Consider the following 22,385-nt stretch of genomic DNA (forward strand, 5'->3'; position numbering starts at 1 on the left):
CCGGCGGCGCCGGGAAAACTTGATACCAACCGCCATAGCGGCATCAAGTCCCGGCGAGCCTCACCGGAAATTAGCGTGCCGCGGCAACCGCTTGAAGAAACTCTTTTGCCGCAGCGGTCACTTTTCGATAATCGCCGTCTTTTTGCGCCGCTTTCGTAATGTAGCTGCCCACGCCAACCCCTACGCAGCCTGCTTGCAGCCATTCGTGCACATTTTGCGGGGTAACGCCGCCTGTCGGTGCAATCGGAGCTTGCGACATCGGCGCTTTGATCGCTTTTACATATTGCGGCCCAACGACTTCAGCCGGGAACAGCTTCACAATATCCGCGCCGGCTTCCAAGCTTTCCAAAACTTCTTTTGGAGTGAATGCCCCGCTGATCGTAATCGCTTGGTACCGGTTGGCCATCTTGATCATTTCCGGATTCAACTGCGGGCTTACCAGAAGTTCGGCACCGGCCAAAATAGCCGCTCTGGCGGTTTCGCCATCCAAAATCGTGCCCGCGCCGATTAATACTTGGCTATATTTGTTAGACAAGGTTTTGATCACTTGCAGCGCATTCGGCACGCTCATTGTAATTTCCAGCACTTTAATTCCGCCTTCAATCGCTGCTTCAGCGACTGCCAGCGCTTCTTGCTCACTATCGGAACGAATGATGAGAACAATTCCGCTTTCCGAAATTTTGTTTAGATTGTCCAATTTTCTCCACATATAGGTTATCCCTCCGGTTGAGTTTTCATTTATTCGTAATGCATGTATAACTTTTCGCCGCTGTATCCCAATTGACGGGAAAGCTTCAGAGCCGTGTTGGTAACCAACTTGACAATCAATTCCTCGCGCTCGGGCGTCATTCCGGCATACATGCTTGCAACGCTGATCGCCGCAACCGGTTGATTCGATTGGTCATACACAGCCGAGCCGATACAGTACATTTCCAGGTTATCTTCACGGTCGTCAATCGAGTAACCCCGTTCGCGTATCTCTTTCATATCCTGCAAAATATGGGGCAAAGTCACTTTCGAATAAGACGTCTTTCCGGGAATATCGCCGTCGCCCACAATGTACTGAATCTTTTCGTCAGGCAATGCGGCCAGCAGCGCTTTTCCAAGACCGGTTGTGTGCATAAATCTTCGCGAGCCTAGTTTGGCCGTCGGCCGCACAACCGAGTAATTTTCCGCTTTGTCCAGGTAAACAATTTTTCCTTTATCTTCTATTCCCAGAAAAGCCGTGCTGCCCGTCTGTTTATTCAACTCCTGCAGCAAAGGTCTGGCAAGATGAGGAATTCCCATATTGGACAGGTAAGCCATTCCGGTTTCAAAAGCTCCAAGGCCCAGACGATACGTTTTCAGCCGCTCGTCATCGAATTCGATAAAGCCTTTGTACAGCAGCGTTTGAACCAATTCAAACCCGCTGCTCCTCGGCAAGCCCATCTCTTTGCAAATTTCATTTAAAGTCAGGGCAGAGCCGCTCTTGGAAAGCAGGACCAAAAGATCCAGTGCCCGTTCCGCCGATTTATTTACGCGAAATTTTTCCATAGATTCTCCTTTAAATAAATTGCGCTTATAATTCGCATATGTGAATTCGTTTCGTGGATACGAATATTGATTCAAGTATATTACACGTGGTTAAATAATTTCAATATCCCCGGCCAAAAAATTATCTTGCCCCAGTGGGAGAGGAAAATAATTAATGGCAAATATTATTTTGCGAATCAATATTGAATTGCGGTAAAGAATCGGATAATCTAAATATAATGATTCGCTATTTAGAATCAAATTCACATATGTGAATTTACAGTCCATTTTGGTAATGCGCTTACATGATAACATCAGTTTTTTCGGGAGGTACGTGTTTTGGAGCCTACAGTTATTTTTTTAATCGGTGCGGCAGCATCCGGAAAATCAACGATCGGTAAACGGATCGCATCGGACTATAACTTTTGCTATCTCGATAAAGACGTCGTTTGCAACAAATTTACCGGCCTTTTGCTGGAATCCAAGGGATACTCCCCGCATGAGCGCGACGGCAACGTTTTTTACAGCGACGTGGTCATGGGGCTTGAATATCAAACCTTGCTGGACATCGCTAACGACAACTTGCAGATCGGCAGGTCTGTAGTTCTGGATGCGCCTTTCCTCGGTTATTTTGCAAATAAAGATTACATCCGCCAATTAAAAGAAAAATATGACTGGCGGAACGTAAGAACGCTGGTTCTGCAAGTCACGATCGATTTTGCGGTGCTTAAAGAAAGAATGTTGGCCCGGGCGCTGGAACGGGATGCCTGGAAATTTGCCAACTGGGATACTTATGTGCAAAGCCTGCAAAACAAGCAATGTTTATGGGAAGATATCGAAATCAAACGGTATGACAATAGCCACGCTGAAGTAGACATCGAAAAGCTCAATCAAGCGATATCGCTTTAAAGGGCGGCAGCCTTTCCAAAAGCGCGGCCAGGCAGCCGCGGGCTGGCTATTCCATTTTGACGTCGGTCGGTTGGTCGGTTGATTCCGAGGATTTGCGGTTTTGGATCGGCAGCGGCACAGGCGCAAAACATCAAATCCGGCTAACATTAGCCGATTTGTCAAACAAGCTGGCCTACTCCTGTTCAACCGCACCCGATCGACTATACGCCGACCTGCAAACCAACTCGTTCAAGGGTGAATGATTGCGGGGGAACGGCAAGACTTTATAGGCAAAATAAAGGCGAACAGTGGCTTGGAAATCCACGGTTCGCCTTTGTGGGTAATGCATATCAAGATTATACCCAGGATGCTGCCGCTGCTTGGTGGTGACCTGAATGATCTGAAGGCACTAAGGCGAGATCCACATCAAGAGCCATAGCCACTCTAATAATTGTATCAATACGAGGCGCTGTTGTGTCACCCTCAAACCGAGCTATTGCTGATTGTTTCATGCCTGCTCTTTTCGCCAACTCAGCTTGTGTCCATCCTTTGCTTTCCCTTAATTCGATCAGCATAACAACCATTGCTGTCCGCTTGCGAATAACTTCAATCTCCTTTTGACTCTCAGAGCTCATTTCGTTGACCATGTTGTCCCAAGTTTTCATAAGTATCATCTCCTTTTCTTGCCGTTCTTCATTTTTTCCTTGATATTTTCAACCGGATGTTCTCTCATATATTTGTCTCTTAACCGTCTTGCCTTTGCCAATTCAAGCTCATCAGTTTCATCAGCATCTTTCTTATAATGTGACAACATGATAAAGTGATTTCCATTCCAAAGGCACATAAATATTCTTTCATCAAGCGGTCTCAATTCATACAAATTGTCATTTTCTTTGCCCTTTAGGTCCTTAATTATTTTTGTTCCGGCACGAAGTCCTTGCATACGAACGCGTTCTATACAATAAACTATCTTTTCGAAAATAATTCTTGCGTTTTTGTCACCGCTGTTTTTCTTAGCTTCAAGGTCCTTAATGAATTCATCGACTTCGGGCAAACTAGCGAATTCATACTTGTACACCGGAGCGACCCCTTATATTTTATCTTATGCAGAATTAACAAAAAATATAACTAATTTGTTATAATTATAACACAAACGTTATAAGCTGACTAATTTCGTCACTCCCAAACTAAACAAAATGGACACATCCTTTATACGGAAGTGCCCACTTTGTTTAATTGGCAAATCGCCTCATTGCCCCGCCTACTTCTTGCTCTTCTTCTTTGCCGGTACTTTCTCGGGCAAGGTTTCCGCCCATGATAGCGATTCGGCCATCAATCCGGTAATTTTATCCGGATCGTTCCGCCATTGCCCGGGAATCGCAACGTATTCCTTCATGGGCCTATTCGGCATTGGAGCGAACTCGGTCGCGCCTTCTTGGAGCAGTTGCAAGCGCCGTTCTTCCGGCAGACGGACGAAGAGTTCCTGTCCATACAGGCCGGTAAACATATTGCCGTTAATAAAGCCGGCCAAAGAGCCGAACATCGGTTTGATCTTAACCCGCGGGTCACCCGGCACAGCAGCTGCGAATAAAGCTTTGGATTCATCGTCAGGACGTAACATGGAGTGTGCATGCCTCTTTTCAACAACTGTAAGTTAAGATTTGAGCCGCGGCCCCGCCGCTATATTCTATCATTGTCGCTTTTCCAGTTCTTGATTCCTTTTTTAATGTCCGTGGGGCTCAGATTTTGCGAAGCCGCCTTCTGGCATAATTCCGGAAATTCCCCATCGCCTGCAAAACGCAAAGCGGCAATTTGAGCAAAAGTAAGCCTGGAATCCAACAGTTTTCCTGTAAGAACGTAATGACGCAAGTTTTCCTCGGCTCTGATGGCTCTGTCTTGCGCTTTTAACGGGTAAGCCCTCATTAAGAAGAAACTTACTGCTATATAGATGAAAATCAGCAGACTGAGCAGCGAAGAGAGGCTTAGACCTTCTCGGACGACAAGGGTGACAGTTACGATCAATATAACCAGTAAAAGCAATGATAAAAAATAATGATAAATCGGGTGGAATCTTTTGTGATTCTGAAAATTTTGATTAGACACCAAGGAACCTCCTCGTTTTATTTATCGGATCATTGTTCCAAATAAGTTTTGAAGCTGGCTTCCAGGGTACTGCTCCAGCCTTTGTTGTGATTTTCCGCTTCAGCCTGTGTGGAGAAATTGTCATGCGTAACTAGAAGCTCAGTTCCTGTACCCTGCTCCACAAACTCAATGGTAACCACCGTATCCTCTTGATCTCCGCCGGAGCCTTCGTGCTCCCATTTCCAAGTAAAAACCAGCTTATCGTTCGGAATAATCGCTACATACTTGCCGCCAAGAATATGATCGGCTCCATTGGGAGCATGCATGATGAAGCGGTAGCTTCCTCCTTCAACAACATCCATGCGATCAACGGTCGTCGTAAAACCTTCCGGTCCCCACCATTGCTGCAGCTGCTCTTGTTGCGTCCATGCTTGAAACACTTTGTCTCTGCCGGCTTTGTAGTTATAAGTAAGCTGTAGTGTAAATTTACCTGCTTGCATATTGATCATTAATATAGCTCCTTTAATTGTTGTTTGTATTTTGGTCCAAAAAGCGTTCCAGTCTGGATAATTGCGACGTCCAGAATTGCCGCAGGTCCGATAACCACTGATTCGCACAGTCAATTGACGCCGGATTTAGATAATAATAGCGATACCTCCCTTCTTTGCGCACAGAAACTAGCCCAGCCTTTTCCAGAACCTTCAGGTGTTTGGACACCGCAGGCAATGACATTTTAAAAGGCTCGGCTAATTTCATGACCGTCATCTCGCCTTTGGCAAGCTGCGTAATCATCTCTCGTCTCGTCGGATCGGAAAGAACGGAAAAAACGTCGTTTAAAACATTCTCGTCATGATACTTAACCATATGGTTAAATATAATGTTGTTCATGCGCATTGTCAAGTTGATAAACTTACCAATTGCAAAAAGCGCCAGTACCATCAGCAGCGCCACTCAATAGACGCAACTGACATTAACTGACGAAATGGGCGGGAAAACGCCCGGTTCACCCGTTTACTTTGCTTTTGGTGCCGCTCACAATCGCGAAGCGGATGTGCTGCCATTTCCGGGAACGCCAGCGCAGCAGCATGCCGATACCGCGCAGCCCTTCGTCGGCGATAAAAGCCAGCCATATGCCCGGCATCCCCAGGTGGCATACGATACCGAGCAGATAGGCGAGTGGGATGCTGATGCCCCACATGCAAATCAGCCCCATATACACCGGGAATTTGACTTCCCCGGCCGCATTTAGCGCTCCAATGACAATCACGTTGCATGCGCGCGCCGCTTCAAGCACGAGCGACAGCAGCATCAAGGTTTTCCCGAGGCTAATGACTTCCGGATCGTTCGTAAATATACCGAGGAGGGTATCGGAAAAAGCCACCAGCAAGCAGCCTACGCCAAAATTAATCAGCAGGCCGATCCGCAAATTGCGGTAACAAACGCGATAAGCGGTTTCATGCTTGCCCGCTCCAACCAGGCGGCCGATCAAAATCGACGTCGCTTGTCCGATGGAAACCGAAAACAGAAACACGAAAGTCGTCATGTTCTGGGTATATATTTTTGTAGTCAAAGCCGAAACGCCCAGCATGGAAACAAAATACGTAATAAAAACTTGTGAAGCGCTGTAAGAAATATTTTCTCCCGCGGACGGAATCCCTATCCTGATAATTTCCTTGACGTAGCTTATCGGCAGGCGAAACATATCCCGGTAGGAAAGAAGATACCGCAAAAATTTGACAAGCATCCATAAGGCAATCCCTACTCCGATCACCCGGCTCACATTTGTCGCAATGGCAACCCCCTGCACGCCGAGCACCGGAATGCCGAAAGGTCCGTACAAGAACAAGTAATTTCCAAGTATATTTATAGTAATGACAAAAAAAGATAACAAAAGCGTAGGCTTCACAAAACCATGCATCCGCAAAACCGCAGCTGCCGTACCGATTATAGCTACCGTAACCAAGCAACTTCCTATCATTGACAAAAATGCGCTTCCATCATTCATTAATTCCGCAGGCAGCTTCATCATGTTCAACAGCGGGTCGGCAAAAATAACGAGTACGATGCTTACGATCACGCCCAAGATGATGTTCAACCCCATCGAAATCGAGGTCACTTTGGCAGCCTCCCGCTCTTTCCCTGCGCCGATCAGTTGAGCGATAAGCACGCTGAGTCCGAAGGTCACGAATCCGAACAGAAGCTGGGCGACGGTCAAAATTTGGTTAGCCACGCCTACGGCGGCTACCGCGCGATCCGAGTATTTGCTGAGCATGAGCGTGTCGATGTTCAAAATAACCGTTTGCAAAAATTGTTCCAAAAAAATGGGACCCATTAATCCGAACAAAGTTAATTGCCGCTCTTGTTGTTGTACTGCCATAAATCCTCCTTTTATTTGTTCAAGGAGCCGATCTGTTCATTGATTCTGCGGCAGGTGGCTTTCTCCACCAGTTCGTGTTCCAGCACGATTGTCCTTCCCGTCGGCGGACTTTGCGAATGGCCGTTGTTGCGCTCGATAAGTTCCATAAGCAGCTCAACGGTAACTTGGCCTATTTGATCCACGGGCTGCTGGATCGTCGTGAGCTTAGGCCTTACTACGTCGGAAATTTGGATGCCGTCGAAGCCCACAACGGAAATATGATCAGGCACGCGCAATTGGCGATCATACATACAGTTCATGGCGCCAACCGCCATATCGTCGCTCGCGGCAAATACGGACGTAAACGTCCCGCCGGCTTCGTTAAGCAGCTCGTTCATTAACCGGTAGCCGGCAGCAAGCTTGTAGTCGCCGAACCGGACAATCGACTCGTCCGCCTCTATTCCATTATCTTTGAAAGCAGCCAGGTACCCGTCGTAACGCTTTCTGCCCGCGCATAGATCCCGCATATCTCCCGCTATCATGGCAATGCGCCGATGGCCGAGGCGGATGAGATACGTTGTCGCATCGTAAGCAGCTTTGAAGTCGTCGATCATGACCGTCGGCAAATTCATGCCCAGATCGGCATGGACGACGAGCGGGATTTGGTTTTTTTGCAAAAAAAGCCGGATATGCTCATTCAGCTTTTCATGCATAAGCACAATGCCGTCGACGCGCATCTCTTGAAAAACATTCAAATATTTCACGACTTTGTCGGTATCTTCAACGATGTTGGAAACGAGCAGGTTATAGCCTTTGCGCCCTACCGTCTCCTCGATGTTGCTCAGAATAGACGCCTGAAAATTGCCCGTTATGTCAGGGATAATAACCCCGATCAGATTCGTCTTATTCCGCTTCAGACTTTTCGCAATCAGACTGGGCGAGTAGTTCAACTGCTCGATCGCTTGACGCACTTTCTTTTCAAGCTTCTCGCTCACATGATCGCCTTTGTTCAAAACTCTGGATACGCTCGTGACGGAGACGCCTGCCGCTTTGGCTACGTCATTGATTTTCACACCCATTATGCTGCTGTCCTCATTTCCGATCTAAGTTCAGGAAGGAGAAGATGCCTGCATCCGAACCCGCAAAGCCGTCAGCCCGCTCACATCGAGAGTGGAAACGGCATCCACCTTCATTTCGGCATATGCTGTAAACAACCGGCTGTCCTGCAGCGTATAGATCCAGACCCTCAGGCCGTGTTCGTGGGCGCACTGTACCAAGCCTGGACGGCACGAAGGATAGTCCGCATTGACGCCCGCAAGCCCTGCCTGTTTGGCCATGCCGCATATTTGCCGTACAGCGGTTTCATAATCCGCGCTGCTCATGTCTTTCAGCTGTGCCGGTGTATTCCACACTACTCTACCATGATATGGAGATTTTGTAATTAAACTTGTGTCGCCCGTAAAATAGATTTGGTCCCACATATCCAAAGTTTCAAGCAGACCGATGGCGGGAAGCGCCGCCTCATCGTTTTTGATATCCAAATTAAAAGAGACCGGCTGTCCCTTAAATTCCCGCAGCACCGTTTCCAGCCTTTCCAATTCTTTGCCCGGCTGCAGCTGTAAAGGGTTCTGCGCATGCAATTCCTCGTAAGTAAGCTCGGAGAAACAAGGATGATCGTCGTGATACAGCACGCAAATCCCGTCCTTGGTCGCCCTCACGTCCACCTCAAGCACTTCCGCTCCGGCGTTTCTTCCGGCAATACACGACTCCAGAGTGTTATCCGGCGTGCCTTCGCATCCGGTATGCGCAATAATCAGGGGCATAGTGTCCATTGCATTCGCTCCTCGTACATTATTCAAATTTTGCTGACAACTGACATCGCTTCGCGCATGTAACAGTTGCAGCGTGTTATCGGGCTTCAAAATAGACCGGATTCGTAAAAGCAAGGTTCGCTAACGCCCCGCCCAACAAGCCTTGCAGGCGAACCCGCAGCCATATGAGCCCTTCCGCCGGAATCGCGCAGCGGAACTCCGCCGCATTTGCCGATAGGCTGCCTCGGCATAGCTCTCCCAGATTGGATTCCACAATGACCGTATGGGCCTGCGTCTCCGCCGGGCTTTGCCGTTGATGGATCCGGGCCACAAGGTCCACAGCTTCGCCTTGCGCCAACCGGTCCGGCGGAACTGCGTCGCCGATACCGTAAATTCGTCCGCCCGCCTGAACTTCAAGCGTCACGAGCGGCCCCATGCTTACGCATATGCGGCCCGAGCGGATCGCTTCGACGGCCGACGACGCCGATACGGCATGCTCATCCCCGGATATCCCCAGATATGTAAAAGCCGGAGGATCGCTTTCCCCGCTCGAATGATGCCAGTCCCGTCCGGCCGTAGCGGCGATGCGGACTCCTTGATTCAATAAGCCCGTCCATAGCTCGAAAGCGGGTTCGTTATGATTGCGAATAGGTGGCAGCGTTTCATGCCATACTTCCATATAGTCGATTTGATGCCAATCTTGTATATCATATTCCCAATGGCACCCCGTACAAATGGGACTCCCCAGGGCGAACGGATGAGCGATACCGACGACCCCGCCCTGCCGGTGGACTCGCTCGATGCCTTTGCCGATATCCTTCGGCCCAAGATCGCGCCACTCGCAGTACGGAGCGCCCAGCGTCAGCATGTGCCCGTAGAACGTCGTCCATTCCATGCCCGGGACGATGCATATTCCGGTTTCTTCGGTGACTTGAGCCGCATCGGCGAGCCCGGATACCGTGTTGTGATCCGTCAATGCGATCCCTCTCAAGCCCAGTTCCGCCGCCTTCCGGCACATGTCCGCGAGCGTATGAATACCGTCGCTGTGAGGCGTGTGAGTGTGCAGTTCAAATGGAAGCCAATTCATGATTGTTGTTCTCCTTCGCGAATGCTTAATTGATAACGGCATTCCGGCGTAATCACACAATGCACGCTAATCGTCACCCGCCATACGCCCTCGTGGATCGGGCCGGCCAAGAAGCCCGGCGAACTTTCCCGGGGCGACAGCACATGATGCTGGTCGTTCGGGTGGCGGTGCGCCGATCCCCGGAAGCCCTGCAGGTCGTCTACCGATAGCGTCAGCAAATTTTTCAGCGGAGCGAACTTTTCCCATTGCTCCATGTAGACGGACTTTTGAGACGGGCGAACATATCGGTCAATAGCATCCTCAATCAATACGCGGGACATGTCCGTGTCGTCGAGTGTTTTGGGGCTGTAGCTGAAATCGATATGCAGGCTTTCCACAGCTTCAGGTATATACAATTGATACGCAATATGCGTTTTTGAGCTGAGCGGAGTCAACTTCCCTTCTACGATCAGAAGATCTTTCATTGAACGGGTTCCCCTTTTACCGTGATGGCCTTACTTGTCATCCTGCATCATGCTGCGAATATAGAAATAACCGACCAAGGAGCAGATGGCAAACATGAACACAGCGCAAGCGCTGGAAATACCGGTTTCAAAATAAACCGAAAACTGCTGCTGCATCGCCACCCCGAGCACTTGCGGCGCATTCGGGCCGATAAGAAACGGAGCGGTAAAGCTTCCGATAATGCCCATAACGACAAATGTGGCGGCTACCAGCATCGATTTAAACGATAACGGAAAAATAATTCGCGTAAATATTTGAATTTTTCCGGCCCCCACATCCTTCGCGCTTTCAATCAGAGCGTTCGGAATCCCCGAAAGGGCGGAACTAAGCAGCATGGTCGCAAACGGGATATTGAACCACAAATTGGCCAGCAGCAGCCCTTTGAAGTCGAACAGCACCTTCATAAACGGCGCACTCGTAAAAAGCATCATAATTCGGGCCAGCCAGCCATGATTGCCGTACATATTAATAATGCCGTACGTGGCGATAACCGATGGAATGAACATCGGAATATAGTAAAGCCGTTCGATCCACTTCGCCATCCGGCCTGTGCTGAACCGTAAAAAAACGGCCAGCAAGTAAGCGATGAAGAGCACGAGCACCGCCGAAACGATCGTCAGTTGAAGCGTAAAGCGGATGTTGTTCAACATCGCAGGATCGGTAAACAAAAACTTGTAGTTATCCCAAGTGAATTGACCTTCGTGCCCGCGCAAACTTTCCTGAATGGAGGTGACGATCGGCACCACGATCATAAAAAGCAGCAGCAAAAAGGAGGGCAGCACCATGAAAAGCCCGAGCGCGGAGCGTTTCGCTCCGCGGTCGAACCATGCCGGCTTGGACGATTTCCCGACGTTCATCGGCCGGGTCAGGCTATGCTCGCTCATTGACCGGCGACTTCCCTTTGCCAGCGTTTCATAGCGTCAGCTTCCAGCTCTCCCAGGTTGAAGGAGCGGTAGTTGACGGACACGCCTTCGAATTTTTTTTGCAGGTCCCCTGGCATATGAGACCATTCGATGCCCGGGAAGCCGTAAATTTTATTGACAACTTCAGCTTGCGCATCCGGGCTCAAAACAAAGTTGATGAAGTCGTATGCCGCTTCTTTGTGCTGGGACATGTTCGGCACTGTCAGCCTTCCGGGACCGCCGGTAAATGCAGGTTCAAGTTGCGCCAGCTTCGTCGTTTCCGGCAGCAGCTTTTTGTTGATTTGCTCAAGCGCCATATCCGACCAAGCCGGAATCATATCCACTTCGCCGTTCGCGAGCAAATCGAGCGTACCTTGGTTTTTCTTCGGGTACACGCCTTTTTGGTACATGTCTTTGGACAAGCTTTTGAGCAGTTCGAATCCTTTATCCCACTGCTGCTCGATGTTTTTGTCCTGATTGTGGATCGCATCTTCAGGCAAAGATTTGTAAAGCGCCGTGAGTACGAACGATCCGCCGGAACCGCCGGTTGCCGGGTCATTGTACGCAAAGCGGCCCGGATGCTCGTGAATCCATGTGTACAGCTCGTCCAGCGTTTTCGGCGGACTCGACACTTTAGCGCTGTTGTAGGCGAGAAGGACTGATGAAGAGCGGTAAGGAATCGCTTTATTGCCCATATCTTTCATATTCGCCGGGTTGATCAAGCTGATGTTCGGGATTTTTTTGACGTCCAGCTCTTCGAAAAGATTTTCTTTTTTGTCGGTGGCCATATCCGGCCCTCCGTTGGCTTCGTAAAGATCGACATCGATCGTGCTGTTGCCCGCTTTCTTGGCCGCTACAATCCGGTTCATCGTTGCTTGCTCGCCTTGTCCGGACGGAATGTAAACGAGCTTAACCTTCACTTTGTCCTGCTTTTTCTCATACAATTCTTTCAAATGCGTCCACAGTTCTTGCACGTTTTGCGATCCGCTGAAATAAAACGCAATTTCCGTCGGGCCGCTTGTGCTTGCGCCGGCGGGGCTTGCCGCGCTTGTTCCGCTTGGCGTGCTTGCCGCACCGGATTTTGCTCCGTTGCCCGCGCCTGTTGAACAGCCCGCCAGCAGCGTTACCGCAGAAAGAGAAGTAAGAAGCAGCACCTTACCTGTTTGTTTGAATCCGCCAAAGCCAAAATGGATACTCATGTTTTGTCATCCTCCTTGTATGTGAAAAGCGTTGTTAAACCGATGATCTAGGATAAGCGGCATGTTTGGAAAAGGTAAGCGAAACCGATTGCCCGCCGGTCAGCTCCTGCGCTTGTTCCCGCGGAAGGAACATGCGCACGATGCCCGCTTCGGTCAGCAGTGTTATTTCGGCATAATGTCCGAGAACCATTACTTGCTTCACGGTAGCGGCAAGGCCGGGCAGCGAGGCGTCATTCCATTTGACATCCTCCGGCCGGACAGCGACGACGACATCTCCGCTCAAGCTGCCGGGGTCGGCAAGCTGCAGGTTTTGCAGCGCAATGCTTCCGTTCTGCGCGCCCCCGTCCATCATGTTCATGCGCCCGATAAAGTTGGCGACGAACAGCGTTTGCGGGGCGTCGTAAATAGCTTGCGGCGAATCGGATTGCTCGATGCGGCCGCGGTTCATGACGATGATCCGGTCAGACAGCGACAGCGCCTCTTCCTGATCATGCGTGACGAACATCATCGTCAGCTTCGTCGCCGACTGAATTTCCCGGAGCTCCTCGCGCAGCTCTCCGCGCAATTTCGCGTCGAGCGCCGAGAACGGCTCGTCCAGCAGCAGAACCGCCGGCTCCAGCAGCAGCGCCCTGGCTACGGCGACGCGCTGCTGCTGGCCGCCCGACAGCTCGGTCGGCCGTTTTTTCTCCGCGCCGGGCAGGCGGACGAGCTTCAGCGCCCGGTCAACCGCTTCTTGAATCTGCTCCTTCTTCATCTTGCGAATCTTCAAGCCGAAGGCGAGATTCTCGAAGACGTTCATGTGCGGCCACAGATTGTAGCTTTGAAACACCATGGCGGTCGGACGCTTCTCCGGCGGCAGGTGCAGCACGCTTTTGCCCGCGATCAGGATATCTCCCGAATCAGGTTCCAAAAAACCGCCGACCGAGCGGAGCACCGTCGTTTTCCCGCAGCCGGACGGGCCCAGCAAAGTAACGAGCTCTCCGCGATGGATATCGAAGGAGATCCCCGTCACGCCATCGCCTGTTTTGTAGCGTTTGGACAAATTTTGAATCGATAATTGAACTTGAGCAGTCATTGCCTGCCTCCTTGCTATTTCATGGTGAAGCCGCTGGACATCACATCCGCGCTGACAAAACGCCGCGATACCAGCAGCAAAATGATAGTCGGCAGCGTCAAGATGATGGAAAACACGGCACCGGCCGTTGCCGGATAGTCTTGCACCGCTCCGTACATGATCAGCGGCATCGTTTTGAAGTCGGGCATTCCTACCATAAACGTTCCCTGCGCTTCATCCAGAGAGGACAGGAAAGTAAAGATCGAAGCCACGATAATTCCCGGCAGAGCCATCGGCAGCGTAATATTCCAGAAGACGCGAAACGGACCCGCCCCCGCATCTCTTGCGGCTTCTTCCTGCGCTTTGTGCACGCTTTTGAAAGAAGCGGCCGGGATCCATGTCATATACATCAACGTATTGATAACATGAATGAGAACAACGCCCAAAAAAGTATTCATCAAGCCGATTTTGAAAAAGAGCACCGCGATGGCCACGTATAACCCCATTTTCGGAAAGGCGTTGGTCAGCAGGAACGAAAACAGGAACCACCTGCTCAGCGGAAATTGAATGCGCGCGAAAGCATAAGCTGCAGGAATGCAGATGGCGATCGACAGTAACGTCACTACGAAGGCAATCAGGAAAGACAAGCTAATCGACTTCAAAATTTCCGGTTGGGACAGCACGAATGTCCACCAGTCCAGCGACCAGCTTTGCGGCAGCGCAGCCGGGTACTGCCATTTTCCCGAGAATGCAAGCAGCGCCAGATTGATAAGCGGACCCAGGAAAAAGAAGACGAACACTGCGAAAATAATAAACTCAACAATTTTTCTTTTACCCAAGCTTTTGAAATACCAGCTCATCGTAAATCACCTCCTTTTGCATTGGTATCGATACCAATTTGAAAAGCAATTGATTTTGCATTGGCCCCCAAAATTGGTATCGATACCAATTTCGACCAAAAACGATTCATATCCGTATTTTTGTGCCTCCTTGTTTCTCGAACTCTATTACAGCTTAATCGTCGATTGTAAAATATAATCGCTTAAAATATTAAGAACTGTTCAAGATACTTTAATGAATTTGTTAAGAGCAGAAAGGGGCATTTTTCACAACCAAAATTGAACAGAATAAGCTGGAGTTCAGAGAGGTTGAGCAGCTTTATCAGAGCTACAAAAAAAATCCAATGACCATTAAACAAAAAGCACAAATTGAAGTAAAAAACGTCTTTGAAACTTACGAGTTTATTTATAGTTTAAATCCAAACAAAGATTTTTCGGATATGGATGAACCTGTACTAAAAAAAATACAACATACTTTAATGAGTAATTTAACCGGTTATCCTGAAGGATATAGGCATATTCCAGCAGCCCTTCATGATGGCGATGGGCAAATCAGTTACCAGCCTCCGGCATTTAACGAAGTTCCGCGTCTCATGCGGGCATACTTCTCTTGGCTTTACACTAGTGTGACCGGATATGCAAACCCGTATGAGACGACCCATGTTGACCATGAAAAAAAAATCCATCCCCTGATCATTGCTGGAATCACCCATCATATAATAGGTTATATCCATCCTTTTCCTGACGGTAATGGAAGAACAGCACGGGCATTTTCTACTTTGGTCGGTTTAATACACAACGATCTTGCCACGATTAAGGATGCATTCAGTGTAGAAGAATTCTTTGATAAACGCATCGAGGATTACTATGACACGCTTATGGCTGCAACTCAAGGAAACTTAAAACCATTTATTGTTTTTTATCTGGAGTGTGTCAACGCATCGCTTACCAAGGTTCTCAAAGAACTTCAACGTTACGATAGAATTAAACATATTCGTGAATTACTGGGCAAAGGGCATGCCAAAACAATGTTCGAATGGATCAGTAGAATGAATGACGGAGAAATATTTCATAGACAATTGTTCGACAACACTTTAGAAGCTTCACCCTCAAGCATTGCCAAGAACATTTCAAGGCTTAAAGACCTGGGCGTTATTAAGTCAGGAAGCGGCCGCGGAGAATATATCGTTTGTATCGTAGATTAGCCAAGAAAGCGAGCACTGGCCTCCGGAACAATTGGGGACACAGTGCTCGCTTGTCTTTCAGGGGGGCGGAATACTACAGGTTTCGCAGTTGTAACATAGCGAATTGCGATGAGGAACGTCGCATTTGCGCTCTAAGCGCCGCACGATTTTCTTACTTGTAATTTGCCGGTAAAGGAAATGACATTTGAGCCTATATCCGGCAGTTCTCTTGATTTGATTTGGCCGAGCATTAATTCGGCGGCTTTATTCGCCATTTCCACCGACGGATGCTTGAAAGTGGTCAATGGAGGGCTGACAAAATCGGCAAAATTGACATCATCGATCACGGCTAATGCCAAATCATCCGGAACACGGATATTTTTTTCAAGCAAATAAGGCAAAATTTCCATGAGAACCAAATCGTTACCGGCTAACAAAGCCGTCGGAGGCTTTTCCAATTGAAACAATTCATCCAACTGCCGGGTGACCTCATTGATATTCACGCTTCTGGCATAGTTTTTGTCGAACGTAATCCCATGGTCTTGAAGCGCGGCCTTATATCCTTGAATCCGTTCGGACCGCGTGCTGATATTGAGCGGAGGCGTGATGATGGCAATCTGCTTATGGCCTCTGCTTATTAAATGAGAAGTGCAAGTGTAGGCGGAATGAATGTTATCCATCACGACCATATTGATCGGCAGTTCTTCAACTTTTCGATCCAAAAAAACGACCGGAAAATGTTCATTCACGAGCTGCTCGTAAACTTCATTGTTTTGGCAGGTAGGTATGATAATCAATCCGTCCACTTGTTTAGCTTTTAACATATCGATGTACTTCTTTTCCTTGGACGGATCTTCATCCGTATTACAAACAATAACATGGTAATCATGTGCATGACAGTAGTCTTCTATCGCTCGAGTGATCTCAGTCGAAAACCGATGCAGCAGATTCGCTACGATAACCCCTATCGTCGAGGTTGTTTTTTGTTTCAGACTTCTGGCAAGAACATTGGGCTGGTACCCCAGTGCTTCTATGGTCTGTTGAATTCTCATTTTTGTCTCGGCCGACATATATTCGTATCTTTGATTTAGATACTGCGAGACGGTGCTTTTCGATACTTTGGCCGTTTCCGCAACGTCGAAGAGCGTAGCTTTCTTACCTTTAATCATGTTGGTCACCCCCTCACTCAGAGCCAATATCCATTCGTTTTTTAGACCTATATTAACATTACGTTAATTTCTTAATCAACCTTTGTATCGACGCCATGCCGGAAAGAAGGTCCGCCGGCAGCCATATATCCGTTGCTGTGTCCTTCAAGATCCGCAGAAATCCAGAAAGCGTAGAATTGCGAATTCTCCAAATAAAAACGTACCCGTATGATGCTGTGATTCAACTCTTCCAGCGCCCGGTCTCTCCATTTGATTTGTACACTCGTACTATCCGTTGTAACCGGGATGCAATCCGACTTGGAATACCCGTCTATGACATTGGACTCCTCATCCAGGAGCTCGGCATAGATTGCACCTTCGGTTGAGTCGACATTCACGAACAAATATTTACCATTGAACTCCATTTTCTTGGTTGTGACATACCCGCCTTTTCCTTCATCGGTCAATGAGGCGAAACCGTCTCTTCGCAGCTTGGCCAGTCCCACACTGCCTCCCGAATATTCATGGGTACCGAAATTAGGAGATTGACCGGAGAAAAAAGATACGTAAAAATATAATTCATCCCCTACAACGAGGCACACGCCATTAGGCGAATGCGCATATCCGTAATTCCATGTACCCGCTTCACGCGAAGACGAAATAAAATTGTCATAAGTAGGCCGGTCCCAATGAAAGCCGTCTCTGCTGTAAGCCAACTTCAGGTCATTGATTTTGGGCATTTTGGTAAGCTCGCAAATAGGGTTAGGCGGTCCCATAAATACGCTGTAAACACCTAACATCATACTTTCATAAGGGGTTGCATCCAAATTATATAACTGTGTATAGTAACCCAGCTTCGGATCCGGAGAATCATAAATATCTGTTCTTGACCAAAAGCGGACTTCCTCGCTCTTCCACTTCGAGCCCCGGAAGAAATCATCCGTTTCATAGTAGCCTCTTGTCCTTACCCGGCTATCTAATGAAGAGAATGTTCGCAAACTGAAAGCCCATTTTTTCGTAAACGGGTTTTGAAAAAATGTGGAATTGTCTCCGGCAAGGGTCGTTTCCCCCATCTCGGTCCAATCGATGCCGTTTGCCGACTTATACAATTTGATGACCTCAATAGGCGGGACAGAGCCGGGAATATCATGAAAATGCTTCGGCATCCGATGATAATATTTCACTTCAAAATCATATTTCCGGAAAAATACTAGCATTTTATATTTCTCGCTTGCATCTGTAGCCTCGTAATCGATCCATACGGCCGACCCGTCGCGGAGCGCTCCGGATTCATACGGGATCACTCTGTCGTCCTGCCTGTCCGGGTAAAGTTCCGACAATCGCTCCCAATGGATTCCGTCATCGCTTTCCGCGTAACCGACCCCGTCGAACCAGCCCGCCTGGTACCACATTTTAAACTTCTTATCGGTGTCGTCATAAAAAATGCCGTCATTGAAAGGGCATGCGCACGAACAGTATCCATCGTTCATTTCAAGCGGAGTTTCCGGTTCAAATACAGGCCGGTCCATAAGAACAGGCTGATGATATTGGGTCGTCAAATCCGTGGCCTCAATGACAAAACTATCGACGAACAATTGCCTTCCGATCGAAATATTCACGACCTCCGGCCAATACGCCTTATAATCCGACGGCAGCGGTTTATCCAGAGCGACCTCTTCGTATTTGGGCGGCCATTCGTCCGGCAGAATGATATTATTATACAATTTCATTGGATAACTTCCTTTCGCATGCCGATAACCGTCAGCCTCATCCTCATTGCAAATTCGAATGGCGCCGCGCCATCTCTTTGTAACTTGCATCGCCCGTTTCATCCAAAATGTCGATAACCACGGCATCAAGCAGCATGTGCAAACTTTGGTCGAACTGATTGCCGAGCGGCTGAATCGTAGGCGGCTCATCTTCCAGCCTTAATTTGGTCGCAGCCGGAATTCTTAAGACAAGATCGCTGTACTCCGCAATTTTCGAGTTCCGATTGGTCGTGATGAGCAAGACGGATGCTCCGCTCTTTTTCGCTTGACTTGCGTATAAATGAACGGCTTCCGTAGTTCCTGAACCGGAGATCGCCACCAACACATCCTCCGGGCGAATACTCGGTGTAATCGTTTCGCCAACCACAAATGCGTTGAAACCTGCATGCATAAGACGCATGGCAAAAGCTTTCCCCATTAATCCGGACCGGCCCTCGCCCGCAACGAAAATTCTGGAAGCCCCTTTCATTCTTTTGCCAAAAGCTGCAAACTCCGTTTCGCTCACTCGATCTAATACCGCGGCAACTTCGCTATTCATTTGGACAAGCAAATTTTTCATAATCGGATCATCTTCTTTCTGATGGTTTCGGCTATCTCTCTTCGATGAGCGGATCCCGTAATGGCACTTCCGACAATAACGATAGCCGGTTTATATTGGACAATTCGTTCTATGGAATCAGCCGTTATTCCCCCTGCATACGCAAAATCGATCCCCTCCAGAGTATGCAGGAACGAAATCATTTCCGCTTCCCTTAACCCTGCTCCCTGTCGTCCTTGCATGTCTTTTCCTATATGTACGGAGAAGAGGCGGGCTCCCTGTTCATACAATCGGGCGATTGAACCCGTGTCCTGTATCCCCAACAAATCGATCATGACTTGTCCGCCCGATAAACGGGCTGCTTCCAACGCATCCTTGATTGTTTGTTCGGCTGAGAATGCCATCACCGTCGAAATGTCGGCTCCAGCGGACAAAGCTTGCACCGTCTCGTGCTTTCCCGCATCGCAAGTCTTCATGTCGGCCAACATTGTCTTATCGGGGTATCTCCGCTTCAAATCTGAAATGATGTCTACTCCATATTGCTTGATAACCCCGGTTCCAATCTCGATGATATCGATCAGATCCTTCACTTCTTCGACGATTTCCAGACATTCCTGCCGCGTCAACCGATCCAATGCCAATTGCAGCTTCAAGCTAACACCCTCTTATCGTTCAATAAACTCTCTTACCCCAAGTTTTTGCAAAACCTCTTCATAATACGGAAGCCCCTCATTATCTCCCGATACGCTTACAACCATGGATCCCACTGTATTCGCAAAAGTCAGCGTTCTTTCAAGCGGCCACCCTCTTACGATTCCCAACAGGAAACCCGCGTCAAATCCGTCGCCGGCCCCGACAGTATCTGCGATCGTATTTACTTTTACGGCAGGCATGTTAATCTTTAGCCCCTCATAATAACCTACACTGCCGGCAGATCCTTGTTTGATTGCAATACGGCCAATTCCGTACTCCGTAAATTTCCGTATCATCTCATCCAGATCACTGATGCCAAGCAAAAATTCGGCTTCTTCTTCGCCCGTAAGCAAAATGTCGACGTAGGGAAGCAATTGTGTGAGACATTGTCTCGCCTCTTCTTTCGACCACAGTTTCAAACGGATATTAGGGTCGAATGCCACTAAGACATTATTGTTTTTCGCTGTCTCTATCGCCTTGTGAATGACGGACATATCGTTTTGACGGATTGCCGAGAATACGCCGGTTATGTGAAGAATTCTGGAGTTTTTGATGTCTTCCAACGGCAAATCTTCAGCTTTCATCGTAAGCGTAGGCGAATTCGTCCTGTAGTAAAATGTGCGCCCGGCGCCGTCTTCCCATATCTCTTTGAAATTTACCGATGTGGTGAATCCCTCCATCAACCTGACATTGGACACATCGATGCCTTCGCCTCTTGCAAAATTATAAATGTACCTGCCGAATTCATCATCGCCAAGCCGGCTAATCCACCCTGCTTTCATGCCTAATCGGGCGCAACCGATCGCCAGGTTTAATTCGGCCCCGCCAACTTTGCGTTCGAAATCAGCGACATAGCGCAGCGGCCCTTTGCTCTTAGGGTTCATTGTCACCATGCCGTCTCCTATTGTAATGACATCCAGACTCTTATCCAAAATGATCTCTCTTTTCTGTGCAAAATTGTTGTTTGTCAAACTTCTTAGCTTTACTTAACAGCTCCTTGCATAACGCCTTGAATGATGTATCGTTGAGCAAAAAGATAGATGAGTAAGACAGGCAAAGTAATCAATAAAATACCCGGCAAAAATTTGGCATAATCCGTGGAATAAATGTCCTTGAACACTTGTATCGCCAGCGGCAATGTACGGTTCTCTTTGCCCGCATTTTGAAGAACAATTAACGGCAATAAGAAATCGTTCCAGATCCATAAAATATGCAAAATCGCGATCGTCACGGAAGTAGGACGCAAGATCGGGAACACAACCTTGAAAAATGTTTGATGACGATTGCATCCATCTATTTGAGCTGCTTGTTCCAACTCAAGCGGAACGCTTTTGATAAATCCATGATAGATAAACACGGCCAGCGGAGTGCCGAATCCGATATACATGAAAATCAAAGTTGGCTGCGGCATTGCGGTTATCCAGCCAAACATCTTTCCATAAATACTGACCAGCGGGATCATAATCGCTTGAAACGGAATAATCATCGCTGACACCATCAGCAAGAACAGGGTGCTGTTCAACTTCGATTTATTTCTTACAAAATAATGAGCCGTCATGGACGAGAACAGCAATATGATCAGTACGCTGCTGAATGTAATGATGACTGTATTGATAAAACTCCTAAAATAATTCATTTGCTGGATGGCCATTTTAAAATTTATGAAATCTATAGTTGCAGGCAGGCTAAAAGGTGAAGCCAAAATTTGCGCATTCGTTTTGAAGGAGTTAATCAAAAGCAGAACAAATGGAAGCATGCTAAATATCAGCGCCGCTACAACTATCAAATAAATCGACACCTGCCGGGCAAGGAGGCGGGTCTCCATTATATTTCGACCTCCTTTTTCTTGCTGAAATATACCTGCATAATCGTTACAGCTGCAACAATGAAGAACAGCACAAATGCCTCCGCTTGTCCCATGCCGTAATCGTAGCTTCTAAACGCTTTGTCGAATACATGCATAGAAACAAACACCGTACTTCCAAAGGGACCGCCTTCGGTTAAGGAATAATTCAAATCATAAACCATGAACCCTCTCTGCAAAGAAAGGAAGATCGTCACAATGAACGAAGGAACCATCAAGGGTAGTGTCATATGGATAAGCTGCTGCCATCTGCTTGTACCGTCGATTGTCGATGCCTCCATAATATCTTTGGGGACATTCATAAGGCCGGCGATAAAAATAACCATCATATAGCCTGCATAATGCCATACGGTGACGATGACCAAAGCCCAGAACGCTTTATCCGCGCTGCCCAACCAAGATTTGCTTAATAGAGCGAGCCCGTATTTAGTGCCGATATTTACGAAGAAGTTATTGAATAGAAATTGCCACAGAAATCCTAGAACCAAACCGCCAATTAAGCTTGGTGTGAAAAATGCCGCACGAAAGAAACTTTGACTTTTGATCCCTGATACTACCAAGTAAGCTAATAAAAACCCTACTGCATTTATTAGAAAAACCGTGGCGATGACATATTTAATGGTAATCCACATCGATTTCCAAAATTTCGCATCATGAAAAACCCCGATATAGTTTTCAAATCCCACAAACGGCATATTGGGCGAAATGCCATCCCACTTAAAAAAAGTTAAATAAATACCATAAAGAAATGGAACGATCATGACCATGAAAAAGATCAATGTCGCCGGTCCGGTATACAAAAGTTGGTTGCCTATCTTTTTAGTTAGACTTTTTTCTGAGATCAATTGGGATCTACTCCGCTCTCATTGATTTAACTTCGGAAAGCCGACGGATGGAAGCGAACCGCTTCTCATCCATCGCCTTTCGCTGCTTATCGCAGTGGACTTGACTGAAA

26 protein-coding genes are annotated in these 22,385 nt (G+C 48.0%); 2 read left to right on the top strand and 24 right to left on the bottom strand.

What is annotated here, in order from left to right:
* Window positions 1-70 precede the first annotated feature (70 nt).
* Together AC0LWT_RS18305 and AC0LWT_RS18310 are read right to left on the bottom strand one after the other, a co-directional pair.
* Window positions 71-709 (bottom strand): bifunctional 2-keto-4-hydroxyglutarate aldolase/2-keto-3-deoxy-6-phosphogluconate aldolase, encoded by a 639-nt coding sequence (locus AC0LWT_RS18305; protein WP_474682701.1) that lies wholly within the window; start codon window positions 707-709, stop codon window positions 71-73.
* A gap of 29 nt (window positions 710-738) precedes the next feature.
* Entirely contained in the window at window positions 739-1,533 is a 795-nt protein-coding gene (locus AC0LWT_RS18310) for an IclR family transcriptional regulator (protein WP_474682702.1), read from the bottom strand.
* Between the two features lie 318 nt (window positions 1,534-1,851).
* On the opposite strand from AC0LWT_RS18310, the gene AC0LWT_RS18315 reads away from it, so the two are divergent.
* Window positions 1,852-2,421, top strand: coding sequence for a P-loop nucleotide/nucleoside kinase family protein (locus AC0LWT_RS18315; RefSeq protein WP_474682703.1), 570 nt, complete (start codon window positions 1,852-1,854; stop codon window positions 2,419-2,421).
* A gap of 335 nt (window positions 2,422-2,756) precedes the next feature.
* Here the strand turns inward: AC0LWT_RS18315 and AC0LWT_RS18320 are convergent, their stop codons facing one another.
* From AC0LWT_RS18320 to AC0LWT_RS18390, 15 genes are all read right to left on the bottom strand, one after another.
* Window positions 2,757-3,065 carry a helix-turn-helix domain-containing protein gene (locus AC0LWT_RS18320; RefSeq protein ID WP_474682704.1) on the bottom strand — a complete coding sequence of 103 codons (309 nt, stop codon included), beginning with the start codon at window positions 3,063-3,065 and terminating at the stop codon, window positions 2,757-2,759.
* Between the two features lie 5 nt (window positions 3,066-3,070).
* The gene (locus AC0LWT_RS18325; protein WP_474682705.1) at window positions 3,071-3,478 is read right to left on the bottom strand and encodes a type II toxin-antitoxin system RelE/ParE family toxin; all 408 of its coding nucleotides are present in this window, start codon (window positions 3,476-3,478) and stop codon (window positions 3,071-3,073) included.
* A gap of 183 nt (window positions 3,479-3,661) precedes the next feature.
* The gene (locus tag AC0LWT_RS18330) at window positions 3,662-4,021 is read right to left on the bottom strand and encodes a TfoX/Sxy family protein (protein ID WP_474682706.1); all 360 of its coding nucleotides are present in this window, start codon (window positions 4,019-4,021) and stop codon (window positions 3,662-3,664) included.
* Window positions 4,022-4,080: 59 nt separating this feature from the next.
* Window positions 4,081-4,503, bottom strand: a complete 423-nt coding sequence (locus AC0LWT_RS18335; RefSeq protein WP_474682707.1) for a DUF6526 family protein — start codon at window positions 4,501-4,503, stop codon at window positions 4,081-4,083.
* 29 nt (window positions 4,504-4,532) lie between these two features.
* Window positions 4,533-4,991: an SRPBCC family protein gene (locus tag AC0LWT_RS18340; protein WP_474682708.1), complete on the bottom strand. Its 459-nt coding sequence runs from the start codon at window positions 4,989-4,991 to the stop codon at window positions 4,533-4,535.
* Window positions 4,992-5,004: 13 nt separating this feature from the next.
* Window positions 5,005-5,421 (bottom strand): ArsR/SmtB family transcription factor, encoded by a 417-nt coding sequence (locus tag AC0LWT_RS18345; RefSeq protein WP_474682709.1) that lies wholly within the window; start codon window positions 5,419-5,421, stop codon window positions 5,005-5,007.
* Window positions 5,422-5,485: 64 nt separating this feature from the next.
* Window positions 5,486-6,859 (bottom strand): MATE family efflux transporter, encoded by a 1,374-nt coding sequence (locus tag AC0LWT_RS18350; RefSeq protein ID WP_474682710.1) that lies wholly within the window; start codon window positions 6,857-6,859, stop codon window positions 5,486-5,488.
* An 11-nt stretch (window positions 6,860-6,870) separates the two neighbouring features.
* Window positions 6,871-7,917, bottom strand: coding sequence for a LacI family DNA-binding transcriptional regulator (locus AC0LWT_RS18355; RefSeq protein WP_474682711.1), 1,047 nt, complete (start codon window positions 7,915-7,917; stop codon window positions 6,871-6,873).
* A 30-nt stretch (window positions 7,918-7,947) separates the two neighbouring features.
* A complete protein-coding gene (locus AC0LWT_RS18360; protein ID WP_474682712.1) occupies window positions 7,948-8,670 on the bottom strand; it encodes a glycerophosphodiester phosphodiesterase in 723 nt (240 codons plus the stop codon).
* 76 nt (window positions 8,671-8,746) lie between these two features.
* Window positions 8,747-9,736, bottom strand: coding sequence for a CehA/McbA family metallohydrolase (locus tag AC0LWT_RS18365; protein ID WP_474682713.1), 990 nt, complete (start codon window positions 9,734-9,736; stop codon window positions 8,747-8,749).
* Window positions 9,733-10,200 carry a hypothetical protein gene (locus AC0LWT_RS18370; RefSeq protein WP_474682714.1) on the bottom strand — a complete coding sequence of 156 codons (468 nt, stop codon included), beginning with the start codon at window positions 10,198-10,200 and terminating at the stop codon, window positions 9,733-9,735. The genes AC0LWT_RS18365 and AC0LWT_RS18370 overlap by 4 nt, the downstream gene beginning before the upstream one ends.
* A gap of 30 nt (window positions 10,201-10,230) precedes the next feature.
* Window positions 10,231-11,124 (bottom strand): ABC transporter permease, encoded by an 894-nt coding sequence (locus AC0LWT_RS18375; RefSeq protein WP_474682715.1) that lies wholly within the window; start codon window positions 11,122-11,124, stop codon window positions 10,231-10,233.
* The gene (locus AC0LWT_RS18380; RefSeq protein WP_474682716.1) at window positions 11,121-12,341 is read right to left on the bottom strand and encodes an extracellular solute-binding protein; all 1,221 of its coding nucleotides are present in this window, start codon (window positions 12,339-12,341) and stop codon (window positions 11,121-11,123) included. The genes AC0LWT_RS18375 and AC0LWT_RS18380 overlap by 4 nt, the downstream gene beginning before the upstream one ends.
* A gap of 34 nt (window positions 12,342-12,375) precedes the next feature.
* Window positions 12,376-13,416: an ABC transporter ATP-binding protein gene (locus AC0LWT_RS18385; protein ID WP_474682717.1), complete on the bottom strand. Its 1,041-nt coding sequence runs from the start codon at window positions 13,414-13,416 to the stop codon at window positions 12,376-12,378.
* A gap of 14 nt (window positions 13,417-13,430) precedes the next feature.
* Window positions 13,431-14,255 carry an ABC transporter permease gene (locus tag AC0LWT_RS18390; protein ID WP_474682718.1) on the bottom strand — a complete coding sequence of 275 codons (825 nt, stop codon included), beginning with the start codon at window positions 14,253-14,255 and terminating at the stop codon, window positions 13,431-13,433.
* A 323-nt stretch (window positions 14,256-14,578) separates the two neighbouring features.
* On the opposite strand from AC0LWT_RS18390, the gene AC0LWT_RS18395 reads away from it, so the two are divergent.
* Window positions 14,579-15,439: a Fic family protein gene (locus AC0LWT_RS18395; protein ID WP_474682719.1), complete on the top strand. Its 861-nt coding sequence runs from the start codon at window positions 14,579-14,581 to the stop codon at window positions 15,437-15,439.
* Between the two features lie 131 nt (window positions 15,440-15,570).
* Here the strand turns inward: AC0LWT_RS18395 and AC0LWT_RS18400 are convergent, their stop codons facing one another.
* From AC0LWT_RS18400 to AC0LWT_RS18430, 7 genes are all read right to left on the bottom strand, one after another.
* Complete coding sequence (locus tag AC0LWT_RS18400) at window positions 15,571-16,587, bottom strand: substrate-binding domain-containing protein (protein WP_474682720.1); 1,017 nt, start codon at window positions 16,585-16,587, stop codon at window positions 15,571-15,573.
* Window positions 16,588-16,658: 71 nt separating this feature from the next.
* Window positions 16,659-18,296: a hypothetical protein gene (locus AC0LWT_RS18405; protein WP_474682721.1), complete on the bottom strand. Its 1,638-nt coding sequence runs from the start codon at window positions 18,294-18,296 to the stop codon at window positions 16,659-16,661.
* Window positions 18,297-18,339: 43 nt separating this feature from the next.
* Window positions 18,340-18,894 (bottom strand): 6-phospho-3-hexuloisomerase, encoded by a 555-nt coding sequence (gene hxlB, locus AC0LWT_RS18410; protein ID WP_474682722.1) that lies wholly within the window; start codon window positions 18,892-18,894, stop codon window positions 18,340-18,342.
* Window positions 18,891-19,526: a 3-hexulose-6-phosphate synthase gene (hxlA, locus tag AC0LWT_RS18415; RefSeq protein WP_474682723.1), complete on the bottom strand. Its 636-nt coding sequence runs from the start codon at window positions 19,524-19,526 to the stop codon at window positions 18,891-18,893. Before hxlA ends, hxlB begins: the two co-directional genes overlap by 4 nt.
* A gap of 12 nt (window positions 19,527-19,538) precedes the next feature.
* Window positions 19,539-20,498 carry a sugar kinase gene (locus AC0LWT_RS18420; RefSeq protein ID WP_474682724.1) on the bottom strand — a complete coding sequence of 320 codons (960 nt, stop codon included), beginning with the start codon at window positions 20,496-20,498 and terminating at the stop codon, window positions 19,539-19,541.
* Window positions 20,499-20,548: 50 nt separating this feature from the next.
* Window positions 20,549-21,391: a carbohydrate ABC transporter permease gene (locus AC0LWT_RS18425; protein ID WP_474682725.1), complete on the bottom strand. Its 843-nt coding sequence runs from the start codon at window positions 21,389-21,391 to the stop codon at window positions 20,549-20,551.
* Complete coding sequence (locus AC0LWT_RS18430) at window positions 21,391-22,275, bottom strand: carbohydrate ABC transporter permease (RefSeq protein WP_474682726.1); 885 nt, start codon at window positions 22,273-22,275, stop codon at window positions 21,391-21,393. Before AC0LWT_RS18430 ends, AC0LWT_RS18425 begins: the two co-directional genes overlap by 1 nt.
* Window positions 22,276-22,385 lie beyond the last annotated feature (110 nt).

It is taken from the genome of Paenibacillus sp. sgz302164 (genome assembly GCF_056120505.1).